General features: G+C 48.3%; 15 protein-coding genes. 10 read left to right on the top strand and 5 right to left on the bottom strand.

The window, feature by feature from the left end; all coding sequences use genetic code 11:
• Positions 1-6: 6 nt before the first annotated feature.
• Positions 7-429 (top strand): MAPEG family protein, encoded by a 423-nt coding sequence (locus H6G89_RS30230; protein ID WP_190513739.1) that lies wholly within the window; start codon positions 7-9, stop codon positions 427-429.
• 146 nt (positions 430-575) lie between these two features.
• The gene (locus H6G89_RS30225; protein WP_190513738.1) at positions 576-1067 is read left to right on the top strand and encodes a YajQ family cyclic di-GMP-binding protein; all 492 of its coding nucleotides are present in this window, start codon (positions 576-578) and stop codon (positions 1065-1067) included.
• A 35-nt stretch (positions 1068-1102) separates the two neighbouring features.
• Here H6G89_RS30225 and H6G89_RS30220 read toward each other — a convergent pair whose 3' ends face one another.
• From H6G89_RS30220 to H6G89_RS30210, 3 genes are all read right to left on the bottom strand, one after another.
• Positions 1103-1453: a hypothetical protein gene (locus H6G89_RS30220; RefSeq protein WP_190513737.1), complete on the bottom strand. Its 351-nt coding sequence runs from the start codon at positions 1451-1453 to the stop codon at positions 1103-1105.
• 534 nt (positions 1454-1987) lie between these two features.
• Positions 1988-2539, bottom strand: a complete 552-nt coding sequence (locus tag H6G89_RS30215; RefSeq protein WP_190513736.1) for an FKBP-type peptidyl-prolyl cis-trans isomerase — start codon at positions 2537-2539, stop codon at positions 1988-1990.
• A gap of 183 nt (positions 2540-2722) precedes the next feature.
• Complete coding sequence (locus H6G89_RS30210) at positions 2723-3046, bottom strand: phasin family protein (RefSeq protein ID WP_190513735.1); 324 nt, start codon at positions 3044-3046, stop codon at positions 2723-2725.
• A 192-nt stretch (positions 3047-3238) separates the two neighbouring features.
• On the opposite strand from H6G89_RS30210, the gene H6G89_RS30205 reads away from it, so the two are divergent.
• Positions 3239-3547 (top strand): TIGR03792 family protein, encoded by a 309-nt coding sequence (locus tag H6G89_RS30205; protein ID WP_190513734.1) that lies wholly within the window; start codon positions 3239-3241, stop codon positions 3545-3547.
• Between the two features lie 8 nt (positions 3548-3555).
• Here H6G89_RS30205 and H6G89_RS30200 read toward each other — a convergent pair whose 3' ends face one another.
• The gene (locus tag H6G89_RS30200; RefSeq protein WP_190513733.1) at positions 3556-3693 is read right to left on the bottom strand and encodes a hypothetical protein; all 138 of its coding nucleotides are present in this window, start codon (positions 3691-3693) and stop codon (positions 3556-3558) included.
• 232 nt (positions 3694-3925) lie between these two features.
• Here H6G89_RS30200 and H6G89_RS30195 point away from each other — a divergent pair, with 232 nt between their 5' ends.
• The 7 genes from H6G89_RS30195 (at position 3926) to H6G89_RS30165 (ending at position 13872) form a co-directional block, all read left to right on the top strand.
• Complete coding sequence (locus tag H6G89_RS30195) at positions 3926-4279, top strand: zinc ribbon domain-containing protein (protein WP_190513732.1); 354 nt, start codon at positions 3926-3928, stop codon at positions 4277-4279.
• Between the two features lie 99 nt (positions 4280-4378).
• Complete coding sequence (gene carB, locus H6G89_RS30190; RefSeq protein WP_190513731.1) at positions 4379-7690, top strand: carbamoyl-phosphate synthase large subunit; 3312 nt, start codon at positions 4379-4381, stop codon at positions 7688-7690.
• Positions 7691-8180: 490 nt separating this feature from the next.
• Positions 8181-9476 (top strand): adenylosuccinate lyase, encoded by a 1296-nt coding sequence (gene purB, locus H6G89_RS30185; RefSeq protein ID WP_190513789.1) that lies wholly within the window; start codon positions 8181-8183, stop codon positions 9474-9476.
• A 219-nt stretch (positions 9477-9695) separates the two neighbouring features.
• Entirely contained in the window at positions 9696-10280 is a 585-nt protein-coding gene (locus H6G89_RS30180; protein WP_242060190.1) for an LptA/OstA family protein, read from the top strand.
• Between the two features lie 250 nt (positions 10281-10530).
• Complete coding sequence (lptB, locus tag H6G89_RS30175; protein ID WP_190513730.1) at positions 10531-11259, top strand: LPS export ABC transporter ATP-binding protein; 729 nt, start codon at positions 10531-10533, stop codon at positions 11257-11259.
• A 26-nt stretch (positions 11260-11285) separates the two neighbouring features.
• Positions 11286-12470 (top strand): LptF/LptG family permease, encoded by a 1185-nt coding sequence (locus H6G89_RS30170; RefSeq protein WP_206758115.1) that lies wholly within the window; start codon positions 11286-11288, stop codon positions 12468-12470.
• 286 nt (positions 12471-12756) lie between these two features.
• Positions 12757-13872, top strand: a complete 1116-nt coding sequence (locus tag H6G89_RS30165; RefSeq protein ID WP_190513729.1) for a hypothetical protein — start codon at positions 12757-12759, stop codon at positions 13870-13872.
• A gap of 159 nt (positions 13873-14031) precedes the next feature.
• On the opposite strand, the gene H6G89_RS30160 is transcribed toward H6G89_RS30165, so the two are convergent.
• Positions 14032-14439 carry a single-stranded DNA-binding protein gene (locus H6G89_RS30160; RefSeq protein WP_190513728.1) on the bottom strand — a complete coding sequence of 136 codons (408 nt, stop codon included), beginning with the start codon at positions 14437-14439 and terminating at the stop codon, positions 14032-14034.
• Positions 14440-14722: the final 283 nt, after the last annotated feature.

Here is a 14722-nt window from a genome sequence, read left to right as displayed (position 1 = left end):
CTCGGTATGGCTTTTTTAGAGCAATTACCGTCATCGGTTACGTTGTTGTATGCGATCGCCATCGCCGCAGTTTTGATCTACCTACCCTTTCTCCTGGTAGTCATCGGACGGGTTCAAGTGGGTTATGACATGGCTGCTCCCCGTGCGTTGTTTGATAAGTTGCCTCCTTATGCTCAACGGGCAACGTGGGCACACCAAAATTCCTTTGAGGCATTTACCCTGTTTGCTCCTGCTGCTTTGATGGCGTATGTCACGCAAACTGGAGGAACCTTGATTACGGGAGCCGCGATCGCCCATCTGATTGCTCGATTCTTGTTCTCAGTCTTCTATATCCTCAACATTCCATTGGGGCGATCGCTGATGTTTGGCATCGGCTCTGTGAGCACAGCGACCCTAATCGCACTGAGCCTGATCCATATCAATTCTTAAATCGCTCAAACTCTTTTGAGCGAAGATTTTTATACTCATAGAATCACGTTTATACAAGTCATATTTTTGTGGCGTTTGGAAATAATCCCCAACCCACAAAAATTATTACACCCGTACCACTATCCCGTTTATTCTTGACACTACTCATGGCTGAGACTTTCTCATTTGATATCGTCAGCGACTTTGACCGCCAAGAACTGGTCAACGCCATCGACCAAACGGTGCGTGAGATCAAAAGCCGCTATGACCTGAAGGATACCAAAACAACTGTGGAGTTAGGGGATGAGGCGATCGTCATCAACACCGACAGTGAGTTTACTCTGGATGCAGTTCACACCGTATTAAACACAAAAGCCGCTAAACGGAATCTCTCACTGAAGATTTTTGACTATGGCAAGATTGAATCTGCTAGCGGCAATCGAGTGCGTCAAGAAATTAAACTCCGCAAAGGGATTGCTGCCGATCTAGCCAAACAAATCTCCAAGATGATTCGAGATGAGTTCAAGAAGGTACAAGCATCGATTCAGGGTGATGCTGTACGAGTCTCCGCTAAGTCAAAAGATGACTTGCAAGCCATCATTCAGCGATTGAAGCAGGAAGATTTTCCAGTAGCTCTGCAATTCGTTAACTACCGTTAAGCAGGTGCCGTTTTGATTAAAGACTGAGGGTGAAGTCAGTAGGCGTAAGAGGAGAACATTTCCAGGTCACTGTCCTGTTGCCAGGTGTAAGACTGAGGTGCTTCGTAAATACTAACGCCATTGACTTCAACGCCAACAGCACCATCGATTTTGATTGCAACGGTCACTAGTTCGTTTAACAAGTGTCGATTGTGAACTTCTCCTTTAAGAAGCACAACGGCACCCCTTTGACCTATCTGCAAATTTTCGATTTGCTCTGGGGCAAACTGGTGTTCAAGTGCTAGACGGACCCTTTTTGCCAGCCCGTTGTAATCATACTCGCCACGTAGCCCGACACGTTCAGGGGGAATGGTAGTAAAAATAAAGGTTGGAGTGGAGTCATTCATGGATGCTATACCTAGTTCGGGCTGAACGGGAGGATTTTGCCCTGATTTGAAGAAATGCCTGGAGCCATGAAATACACTTGCTGAGCAAGAAGATTTGATTAACCAAATTTAAGCTTTCTTTAAAGACTTGGACAATATACCTGAAGACGGTTTTTGTTCAAACAGCTAAAATCATCCAACTAGGAAATTTCGCAAAGACACTAAACCCTGACGTTGTTTGCGTTTGCCTTATTTTCCATTAGCTCTCCAAGAAGACGGGACGGTATGGAGATAGTTCCCTCCTGAGCAGCAAAGCGATCGCCCCTTTAAAGGCTGCCAGGTTAAAGGTTGAAAGCAAATCAGGATAGGAGTTTTGGGCGTTGAAACCTTAGCCGCAGGCGTAAACCTGACCTGGCATCAAAAAACTCGTTTCTAACATCACTGTTAAAAACGAGTTCTATCCGCTCAATGCTATGTTGTGTTGTGAAAACTGAAATAGAGATAGGGCACACCTAATCTCTAAACACAATCTCAATGTAGATTATTCAACCGGGGTTATCCGTTGATTCTAAGCAACTCAACATCAAAGATTAGAGTAGCGTTTGGAGGAATGACTCCACCTGCACCGCGTGCGCCGTAACCCAAATCGGGAGGGATGATCAACTGGCGACGACCTCCCACCTTCATAGTGCTGATGCCTTCATCCCAACCACGAATCACCCGTCCTGTCCCCAACGGAAAGGAGAAAGGCGCGTTGCGATCGCGAGAACTATCGAATTTGGTGCCATCTTCCAGAGTCCCGGTGTAGTGCACAATGACAGTCTGACCGCGTTGAGGCGTAGCACCCGTACCTTCGACCAGATCGATGTATTGTAAGCCTGACTCAGTTGTGACAATATTTTCAGAATTTTCAGAGTTAATCACAGTTGGGGTTGAAGTAGAGGATTCAGGTCCTTGAGCAATTTGTTCGGCGGCAGGAGTTGAAAGCGTAGCAACGGGGGTTTGTTTGTTCGCTGCGATCGCCTCTGGTTGGGGTAGCACCTGAGCAATCACCACCAGCACTACACAAACTAGCATGACTCCAACGCTAATTAAGATTTCCCGCAAAATCTGACCTCCTGAAATAAAACCGGGTTTAGCTCGGTAACGATTGGTTTTAGGACAACCGCTCTGATCCTAAAGCCTCGGCGTTGATATGGATCGATTTCAGTCTAATACCAAGTGAGTATTTGGGTGCGATCGCGACGCAGCTTGTTAACAATTTCCAGTTAACCGTTTCTATTGATGGTTTTAACGCCAGAGCTTATTTTCTAGATCGCGGACTTGACGCTCCAATCGATCGAGTCGTCCCCGTAATTCGTCCATCTCATTTTGCCGGGGCACACCCAAATCTTGCAGGACGTTGCGGAGTTGACGCTGCATTTGAGTCTCCAAGTTGCTCTGTTCAGACTTCATCTGCTGCATCAGATCATTCACAAAGCTGTTGGCTTGCTCGGCATCCAACTTGCCGTCCTTCACCCATTCATCACTGACTTGACGCAGCTTATCAGCGACTAATGATGTAGTGCCAACACCAATCATCAGTAGTTGTTTGAGTAGATTATTACTATCCATGTTAGGGTCCTATACTTTCACTAAAAATTACGATGGGATGGGGATCTATCGCACGACAAAGCTGATTGCGTTTTGTCTACCGTTCTATTGTGGCAAATCTTGCAGGGCAACTAGCGTTCAGAATAAGGAATAAAAGAGGTCAAAAAGCAATGAAATTTAAATTGATTCAGGCATGGAATTGAGGGTTTTGGCGTGGTTGTTGAGTTTTTAAGGTTTACAGTCGCTTCTGAATTACGAGAGCAGTTTGTTCGGTTAGATTCGGATATTTGGACACCTGTTCTGGCAAAAACTTCAGGTTTCTTGAGGAAAGAAGTTTGGCTTAACTCTGACGATCCAACTGAAGTCGTCGTCGTCATACATTGGGCAAGTTTTGAGAAGTGGCAATCGATCCCCCCAGAGGATTTGCAAAAAACAGAGGAAATATTCTCACAGGAAATGGGGGACACGTACCAATTGCTAGAGTCAAAACGATACCAAGTGCAGACGTTTCTTCAGCCATAACTTTCTAGTTAACGGGAATTCGGGATCAGGATAGCGGCGGTTAAAACCGCCGCTATCGGAACAAAACCGACCTGTGTTGGTTCGTCAAATCCTGCCTTTTCCGGAGTCCGCGTCGGCGGACTTCGCTCTAGTAGCCGCGAATTCATTCGCCGGGCTCTTCAACCGAACTGACGTTAATCAGGGGCAGTCGTTAACCCAAGTTTGAAGCAAGGACTTTAGCGGTTGCAACAGCAAACTCGGCGTGAGATCAGGCAAAGTCTGTCAATGTGATTCGTCAGAGATTTAGTCCAGGCTGACGTTGAGATTGCGGTTAATAATTCTTCAAGTTTTGTGGAGGCGATCGGCTAGGATCAAGGAGAAAACTATCAATCATCCCTGATGCTGGAATGTCCTCGTTGTCATCAGCCCGTTGACACTCAAGCGATCGCCTGTCCCTACTGTCGCACTACGTTAAAAGCTCATGGACATCCCGGCATCACGTTATATCGAGCCACAGGGAAGGAGTCGCTGTGTTCAACCTGTACTTATCACGAGGATGATACGTGCAATTTTCCGCAACGTCCCTTTGCTAAGGAATGCACACTCTATCACGATCGTTCGCAACCGATTTTAGGATCTCCTCCTGCCAAACCCCGCGATTCTTTTAGATTATGGGCACAGCGCAACGCAGGTTGGCTGTTCCTCACTGGGCTGATTCTGGTCAGTTTGTTAATTGCATTATCAAATCGTTAACACAAAACCTTAAAACTTGGGTGCAATAACACACATTAATTTTCCAGGAAAGCCTCTAAAATGATTGGGATTTATGCATTTTGACTTGGGCACTGCTTTATGCCTCGCCGCACCGATATTGAAAAAATTCTGCTGATTGGTTCTGGACCAATCGTGATTGGGCAAGCCTGCGAATTCGACTATTCAGGAACTCAAGCCTGTAAAGCATTACGGGATGAGGGTTATGAAGTGGTGTTGGTCAACTCCAACCCCGCCACCATCATGACCGACCCTGAAATTGCCGATCGCACCTACATTGAGCCACTCACCCCAGAGCTTGTAGAGAAGGTCATCGCCAAAGAGCGACCGGATGCTTTGTTGCCAACGATGGGCGGACAGACTGCCCTCAACTTAGCCGTGACGCTGGCTAAAACTGGGGTATTGGAACGGTATGGCGTAGAGTTGATCGGCGCAAAGCTGCCTGCAATTGAGATGGCAGAAGACCGCAAGCTATTTAAAGAGGCGATGCAGCGCATTGGTGTTGATGTGTGCCCCTCTGGGTTAGCCGAAAATATGGCGGAGGCAAAGGCGATCGCCCAGGATATCGGCACTTACCCCCTGATCATCCGTCCTGCTTTTACCTTAGGCGGCACTGGTGGCGGTATTGCCTACAACCAGGAGGAATTTGAAGAGATTGCTCAGTCAGGTCTGGATGCCAGCCCAGTTTCTCAAATTCTGATCGAGCAGTCGCTCCTGGGTTGGAAAGAGTACGAATTAGAGGTGATGCGCGATCTCGCCGATAACGTCGTCATCATCTGTTCCATTGAAAACCTCGACCCAATGGGCATTCACACCGGAGATTCGATCACGGTTGCCCCTGCCCAAACGCTGACCGACAAGGAATATCAGCGGCTACGGGATGCCTCCATCAAAATCATTCGCGAGATTGGGGTTGAGACAGGTGGCTCCAACATTCAATTTGCTGTCAATCCATTGACGGGTCAGGTGATTGTCATTGAGATGAACCCACGGGTATCTCGTAGTTCAGCGTTGGCTTCCAAGGCGACAGGCTTCCCGATCGCCAAAATGGCAGCTAAGTTAGCGGTCGGCTATACGCTGGATGAAATTCCCAACGACATCACCAAGAAGACGCCCGCCAGTTTTGAACCGACCATTGACTACGTAGTTACTAAGATTCCTCGTTTCGCCTTTGAAAAATTCCCTGGCTCCAGTCCCGTCCTGACGACTCAGATGAAGTCGGTTGGGGAGGCAATGGCAATCGGGCGGACGTTCCAGGAGTCGTTCCAGAAGGCTTTGCGATCGCTCGAAACAGGACGCGCCGGATGGGGATGCGATCGCTCCGAAAAGTTGCCCAGCTTGGAGCAGATTCGGGCAGGCTTACGCACACCCAATCCGGAACGGATCTTTACCGTCCGCCATGCCTTACAGATGGGGATGAGCGTTGAAGAGGTGTATGAACTGACCAGCATCGACCTGTGGTTTCTGGACAAGCTGGCTGAGTTGGTCGAGACTGAGAAGTTTTTGAAGCGATCGCAGTTGACCAAGCTCACCCGCGAACAGTTGTTTGCGATTAAGCAACAGGGCTTTAGCGATCGCCAAATCGCCTATGCAACCAAAACCACTGAGGATGAGGTACGCGCCTATCGTCAGCAACATGCGGTCATCCCGGTGTACAAAACCGTCGATACCTGTGCAGCGGAGTTTGAGGCGTTCACTCCCTACTACTACTCCACCTACGAGAGCAGCTTTGAGTGTTTTGAGACCAGTTCTGACGCTAGCTCTAGTGCTCAACCCTCCGTCGCAACGGAATCAGAAGTCTTGCCCTCTGAAAAGCGCAAGATCATGATCCTGGGCAGTGGTCCCAACCGGATCGGTCAGGGCATTGAGTTTGACTACTGCTGTTGTCACGCCTCCTATGCTCTGCGCGATCGCGGCTTTGAGACGATCATGGTCAACTCCAATCCGGAGACGGTTTCAACTGACTACGACACAAGCGATCGCCTCTACTTTGAGCCCCTCACCAAAGAGGATGTCCTCAACATCCTGGAGGCAGAGCACCCCGAAGGCATCATCATCCAGTTTGGAGGACAAACGCCTCTCAAGTTAGCCGTTCCTCTACAGAGTTATCTGGAACAGCTTAAGAGCCAGGGTGCTAGCTCCATTCCTCAAATTTGGGGCACGTCACCCGACTCCATCGACATTGCTGAAGATCGGGAGCGGTTTGAAAAGATCCTGCGGGAACTCGACATCCGCCAACCTCCCAATGGCATCGCCCGCAGCTTTGAAGAGGCACTCAAGATTGCCCAAAACATCAATTACCCCGTTGTCGTTCGCCCCAGCTATGTGTTGGGTGGACGCGCCATGGAGATCGTTTACTCAGATGCTGATTTGGAACGGTACATGACCTATGCCGTGCAGGTCGAACCCGACCATCCCATCCTGATCGACAAGTTCCTGGAGAACGCGATCGAAGTCGATGTGGATGCGATCGCTGACCAGACGGGACAGGTTGTGATCGGCGGCATTATGGAGCACATCGAACAGGCTGGCATTCACTCTGGGGACTCCGCTTGCTCCATTCCAGCGATTACCCTTGCAACTGAAGTGCTCGACATCATTCGCAACTGGACAATTCAACTGGCGCAAGCCCTCAAGGTTGTGGGGCTGATGAACATTCAGTTTGCCGTCCAGGGCGATCAAGTCTACATCCTGGAAGCAAACCCCCGTGCCTCCCGGACTGTGCCCTTTGTCTCCAAGGCGATCGGCGTTCCCCTGGCAAAAATGGCAGTGCGGGTCATGGCAGGTGAAACACTGCAATCATTGAACTACACTCAGGAAATCATTCCCAAACACATTGCCGTTAAAGAAGCCGTTCTGCCTTTTGAGAAATTTGCGGGAACCGACACCATTTTGGGACCCGAAATGCGCTCCACAGGTGAAGTAATGGGGATCGATACCGATTTTGGCAAAGCCTTTGCCAAAGCAGAACTAGCAGCCTCTCAAAGGCTACCCCTCAAAGGCACTGTGTTTGTGTCCATGAACGATCGCAACAAAGATGCGTCCGTCCCCGTAGTTCGAGATCTGATTGAACTAGGTCTGGATGTCGTCGCCACCGAAGGCACCCGGCAAGTGTTGCGAAGTAATGATTTAGAGGTTGATCTAGTGCTCAAACTGCACGAGGGTCGCCCCAACATCATGGACTCCATCAAAAACCAAAAAGTCCAACTGATTCTTAACACTCCAATCGGGGAGGCGGCTCAAATCGACGATCGCATCCTCCGACGTACCGCTCTTGCCTACAAAATTCCCACGATCACCACGATCGCCGGAGCAAAAGCAACCGCCGCTGCCATTCGTGCCCTCCAATCTCAACCCCTGGATGTCAAAGCTATCCAGGACTACATGAGTTGAGGCAGTAGGGAATGGTTGATAGTCAATCGTCAATGGTTGATAGTCAATGGTCAATAGTTGATAGTCAATAGTCAATAGTTGATCGTTCATGGTTAAGCGTTGATTGACCTCAGATCTTGACCATGAGCACTGATGAGGACTGTTAAGCCCACTGCCCTATGTGGGACTTTTCCCAAATTCCCCAGTTTCCAGGAGGTGAATCAGATCGCTTTGAGAAGCCTCCGCGAGAAACCGGGGATCTAAACCTCTCAATTGCCCATGCATCATTAACGATTGACTATCGACACTGACTATTGACCATTAACGATTGACCATTAACGATTGACCACTAACGATTGACCACTAACGATTGACCACTGACCATTAACGATTGACCACTAACGATTGACCACTGACCATTAACAATTGACCACTAACGATTGCCCCGTTTCTACAGACTGACCCGTGCTCTAAGTTGTACAATTAACGGTTGTATTTTGCGGCACGAGCCTTGATTGAGCGGTATACCTTGCCCGAAATGGGCGAATTGTGGACAGAAACCTATAAGTTAAAAACCTGGTTGCAGGTCGAGATTGCCGTTTGTGAGGCGCAGGCAGAATTGGGCTACATTCCTCACGAGGCAGTCGAAGAAATTAAAGCCAAAGCGAACTTTGATCCCCAGCGGGTGCTGGAGATTGAAAAAGAGGTTCGCCATGACATGATCGCGTTCCTAACAAACGTTAATGAGTACGTTGGCGATGCGGGACGTTACATTCACTTGGGATTAACTAGCTCCGATGTGCTCGATACCGCATTGGCACTGCAACTGATTGCCAGTCTAGACGTCATCCTGGAACAGCTAGAGGCACTGACTCAGGCAATTCGCTATCAAGCACAGCAACACCGCGACACGGTAATGATCGGGCGATCGCACGGAATTCATGCCGAACCGATCACCTTTGGCTTTAAGCTGGCAGGTTGGTTAGCCGAGGTTTTGCGCCATCGCGATCGCCTCTGTCGGTTACACAACACCATTGCGGTTGGAAAAATCTCTGGAGCCGTTGGCACCTACGCCAACATTGATCCCCGCATTGAAGCAATCGCCTGTCAAAATCTGGGACTAGAACCCGATACCGCTTCGACTCAGGTCATCTCCCGCGATCGCCATGCGGAATACATCCAGGCACTGGCTCTCCTTGCTGCGTCGATCGAACGGTTTGCCGTTGAAATCCGCAACCTGCAACGCACTGATGTTTTAGAAGTCGAGGAGTTCTTTGCGAAGGGGCAGAAGGGTTCCTCTGCCATGCCCCACAAGCGCAACCCCATCCGCTCAGAACGGTTGACAGGTCTGGCACGTATCATTCGAGGACATGCGATCGCCGCTTTAGAAAATATCGCCCTGTGGCACGAACGCGATATTTCTCATAGCTCCGTTGAACGGGTCATGTTCCCCGATGCCTGCATCCTGACCCATTATATGCTTGCGGAGACGACCGACTTGGTGAAAAACCTGCTCGTCTACCCGGAAAACATGGAACGCAACATGAATCGCTATGGAGGAGTAGTGTTTAGTCAACGGGTGCTCTTAGCCCTCGTTGACAAAGGCATGAGCCGGGAAGATGCCTATGCAGTTGTCCAATCCTGCGCTCACACGGCGTGGAACACCCCCACTGGAGATTTCCACACGCTGATTACTCAAGATCCACGAGTCACAGCCCATCTCTCTCCCACAGAGATCGAGGAGTGTTTTAACCCACAACACCATCTCAAACATCTGGATGTCATTTACCAACGGCTCAACATCTAATAGGTGCCCAGCTTGAAACAGCAGAACCTAAAATCTATGCTGATTTCCTGGAACTTTTGATACTATCTAGCGTGATGATCTTAGAGGATATTTATGTATACAACCCTCACGTATCCCTCTATTTGGTGTTCCTCAACTTAAGCTTGGGATAAAGTAGGGGGACACTCATCACCATCGATAGTCATAAACCAATACTTAATTCTTAAAACAGTGGAGCTTATGGGACTTAACGTACGATCGCCCAAGCCTATCAAATCCTACTTATCCCTAAAACAGATGCTGGTTGCAACCGCTGTCGTAGCAGGAGCAATCTCCTCTCCAATGCCCACTCATACGGCGATCGCCCAAGCCCCAACCAGTGCTAACCAAGCCTTGACGCTACGCTCTGATATTCAAGAAGCAAACGCGGTCACTGGAGTCATCACGGCGCGTGGCAATGTACAGATCAACTACCCTGCTCGACAGATTCAGGCGACCTCGGTACAAGCGCAATACTACAGCCGTGAACGTCGCATTGTCTTAAGTGGCAATGTCTATGTTCTACAGAATGGCAACAGTTTACGCGGGGAAACCGTCACTTATTTGATTGATGAAGGGCGGTTTGTAGCTGTGCCTGATGGTGAACAACAGGTTGAGGCAATTTACATTGTGCCTGATCCAAATCCACCGATCGCTCCAAGCCCTACAGCAGCGGTGACGACAACAATCCCCTCCGAAGCTCCTGAAGCCTCTCCCCAACCCAGTTCAGACTTTAACCCTAAACCAGAATTTAAGACTCCCATCAGTCCACCCACATCACCTTAGCCGTTACCGGGGAAGTCAGGTTTCGAGCCCAGTCTCTCTGGATGCTGGGTTGAGTACCCGATCGCATCACCATAAGCTAGAGCCAGAAGAGGGTGCTTAGAGATCGATGTTGGGTGATGATTGCCCAAATCATTCCTGACTCTCTGCTCTCTTCTATTTTTTCTAAGCTATTCAGGTCTAACGAGATGCGACTCCCTCTGATAAAATCTAAACCATCTTTTATCACGCTGGGATCACCGAGAGTAAGCCTTTGAAGATTGTTCTGGAGAATATCCATAAGTCCTATGGTCGGCGCGTTGTTGTGAACCGCGTTAACCTCTCTGTCGCTAGAGGCGAGGTCGTTGGGCTGTTAGGACCAAACGGAGCAGGCAAAACTACAACTTTTTACATTGCAACTGGCTTAGAAAAACCAGATTATGGACGGGTTTGGCTCAATGATTTGGATATTACAGCGTTGCCTATCTCAAAACGCGCCCGTTTAGGGATTGGCTACCTGGCTCAAGAACCTAGCATTTTTAGAAATCTGAGTGTACGAGATAATATTCTGTTGGTGATGCAACAGACTGATATTCCCCGCCATGAACACCGCGATCGCCTGCATCATCTTCTCAAAGAGTTTCGTCTAGAACGCATTGCATCTACTTCAGGAGTCAAAGTCTCCGGTGGCGAACGCCGTCGCACTGAATTGGCTAGAGCCTTAGCCGCAGGACGTGAAGGACCTAAGTTTTTACTCCTAGACGAACCCTTTGCCGGAGTTGACCCTATCGCTGTAGCCGAGATTCAAAGCATCATCGCTAAACTGCGCGATCGCTACATGGGTATTCTCATCACCGATCACAACGTTCGTGAAACGCTAGCCATTACCGATCGGGCTTACATCATGCGAGATGGACAAATCCTGGCATCCGGTAGTGCTGAAGAATTGTATGGCAACCCTTTAGTCCGGCAATACTACTTAGGCGACAGCTTTCAACCCTGATCGTCTCCTGCACCCTCACAGTCTTTATGACCATCGGTTTTTCAAAATCTCCTAGCCCCCAATTCAATCTTTGGTACTGGCTGCCTCAACTGTCTGTCATGGATCGCTATATCGTGGCGGAGTTAATCTTGCCATTTCTGTTTGGCGTAGGCATGTTCACGTCGCTGGGTGTATCAGTAGACAGCTTGTTCGAGCTCATTCGACGGGTCACAGAGTCAGGACTACCCTTGGCGATCGCCTTCAAGGTATTGCTGCTCAAAATGCCTCAGTTCATCGTCTACTCATTTCCCATGTCCATCCTGCTGGCAACCTTGATGACCTATGGTCGGTTCTCTAGCGATAGCGAACTTGTTGCAATGCGTGGCTGTGGGGTTAGTACTTATCGCATGGTGGCTCCAGCACTGGTACTCTGTATCTTTGTGACTGGCTTAACCTTTGCTTTCCATGAACTGCTCGTTCCCGCCGCTAACTACGAAGCAACCGTTACGCTTCAAGAAGCTCTCAATGAGGAAAATCCTTCGTTTCAGGAACAAAATATTCTCTATCAAGAGTTTCAAACTGTAGAACAACCCGATGGCGAAGATGAGCAAGTTCTATCACGCTTGTTCTACGCCAGAGAGTTTGATGGCGAACAAATGCAGGGATTAACGATCCTCGATTTTTCTCAGGAAGGGCTAAATCAAATCGTCAGTGCTCGTTCAGCCCTATGGAATGGAGAACAGAACACTTGGGATTTCTTTGACGGCACCATTTATGTCGTATCTGCTGACGGTTCGTTCCGCAATATCGTCAAGTTTCAGCAGCAACAATTGAAACTACCCAGAGAACCCCTTGATTTGGCTTCTCGTCAACGCGACTACGATGAGATGAATATTGCTCAGTCCTTGGAGTATCTAAACCTGATCGAGAGCGGAGGAAATGAACCTAAAATTCGGGAATTGCGAGTTCGCATTCAACAGAAGTATGCCCTTCCCTTTGTTTGTATTGCCTATGGTTTGGTAGGGGCAGCCTTGGGAATGAGATTACAACGCACAGGCAGAGCCACAAGCTTCGCAATCAGTGTCCTCATCATCTTCACCTACTATCTGTCAGTTGTCGTCAGTGGGGCGATCGCTCAAACTGGCAATATATCCCCGTTTTTGGGAGCTTGGTTACCTAACCTATTTGGTCTAGCCGCTGGTATCGCTCTACTAATCCGATCAGCAAAATAACTCTAAAATTGCATCGATTGGTAGTTCAGCCACAAACCTAATTCACCTCACCAAGCAGCATATGAGGGGCAATAAAATACCGCTTCTGTCTGAAACGGAAACTTTTTCCGTTTTACGGATTCTTAAAGAACAAAGGACATTGCTTAAAATAACTATTAGGATTGAACCAATATACTGCTAACTACCATCAACCCTAAAACAACTACCTCTAACAATGCCACTGTCACACAAACTGCCTAATTCACTCCGGTATCTCCGGGGAAGACTACGGATTTTGAAGCGACCAATGGTTTGGGGATCAGCAGCAGCAATGCTGTTGGCAGTTATCCTGTTTTCAGAATACTGGAAGCATCCAGAGTGGTTCATGTCTGATGAAAACTACACCTCTACATCTGGGGTTGCAAGCTTAGACAATTTGCCAGATTCTGAGCAATATGGAGCATTTCCATCTCAAGAAGACAGCGCAATTGGAGTTGATATTGATAGTCTGCCTGTTTTAATTAACGATTTAGCACTCAACACCCCCTCGCCAACAGAACAACCTAATGCTACGGATGTAGATCCATCTCAAGCTGCTCCCAATCCTGATGAGCAACAAACCCCAACGGTTACGAGCACACTAAGACCTTCAACGACTGCTGAAACACCATCTACAGCTAATCGGCGCAACCCTTTTGCGGCTACTCCTCAAAATACTCAATTGTTTGACCTCAACCTACCGGGTATTGGTCGCAGCAATAACAGCTCTCCTGTCGCAAATAGCAGCTTAAATTCAGGTTTTGCTCCAGGCTTTGACTTATTAGGTAACTCAACACAGTCAGCTCAAAGTCCGTTACGTTCAGCCATACAGCAATATAATTCTCGTGCCAACAATGGGGCTAACAGCAGCCCCTTAGAGCGATCGCTAAACACGACGAATGCCCAGTCCACACGGCAAAACAATCCGTTGTCTCAAACTGCCAGCAATCAGTCTGCCTTGGACGGACGATTACAACCTGGACAACCGGTTCCCAGTAGATTACTCCCTTCAACCTCATTACAAACTTCGCCTCCCATAGGCACTACTGGTTACACCCTCCCACCTGTATTACGCACCACGCCCTCAAGTGCACCTAGTAACGCCTATAACAACACAGGTCAAACTCAAACCTTACCTGGGTTACCGTCTGCTCCTCAACTAGTACCACCTGCGTTACCTCAAACTGGATCAGGGCGATCGACAATGCAAACTCCATCCTATGGAATTAATCAAGGTAACCTCGTTAATCCTTACAATCTTCCGTCCAGTACAAACCCTAGACAAGCACAACCCCAATACGAAGCCCCTGATCCCGAACCTGCACCGTTTACTGCACCTTATTCTCGCGGCGGTGGGGAGATTAATACCTTTGCCAACCCATAATCCCTCACAACCCTAATAGGTTTTGAAAGAGGCTTTCAAAACCTCAACATTACACAAAGGGGTACTTGATTAAGCCAAGTGCCCCCTTTCAGTAAAGATCCCTAAGTCCGTTGCAAAATTTCTAGATTGAGTGACCACCTCGGAACCAGTAAATAATTCTTAAGCGGGAACTGATTCCTGCGACATCTCAAACTCAGAATTACTTTGATTAGAATCCTCCTCATCACCATTACGAATGGTATCCAAATCTACGTCTAGTACAGACATCTGTAAACCAGCTTTCGGGGCATTGCCGTTACTGGAAATATAAGGACTAGGCTCTACACTGCCTGTACAAATGATCAAGGACCCTTTCTTCAAGTAGGGCAGCTTCCGCCACGCAGCGGAACTTTCCCAAATACTTAAAGATACTGTGAACGACTCTTTTCGATTCCGAGGTTTGCGAACATACAGAGTTGCTTTGGCAACTTGCGCCTTTTCCCCATCCCGCAAATCAACTGTTTTAATCTCAGCATCAGCTGCTAAATTGCCACTGACGATCCATTTGTTCAAACCTGCACTAGCCATAGATGTACTCTGTTTAGGTGTACTTGTCGAGCAGAAATAACTGTGACGCTCTACTTCTCTAAAGTTCCCTCAAAAAAGAAAAATCAAACATATTCTTGAATCACTGCAAAACCAAAGACACTAGCTTATAAACAAATTTGCAAACAAAAACCTCCTCTCTGATTAGAGAGGAGGTTCCATATTTACCCTGGCACTGAGCTATTTTTGCGGGAGGCTACCCTCCAACTATCTTTGCCGCAACAGCGTTTCACACCTCAGTTCGGGATGGATGAGAGTGGGTCCA

Origin of the sequence: Oscillatoria sp. FACHB-1407, from assembly GCF_014697545.1 — a bacterium.
Lineage (GTDB): Bacteria > Cyanobacteriota > Cyanobacteriia > Elainellales > Elainellaceae > FACHB-1407.
This window is presented reverse-complemented; position numbering and strand designations above follow the sequence as displayed.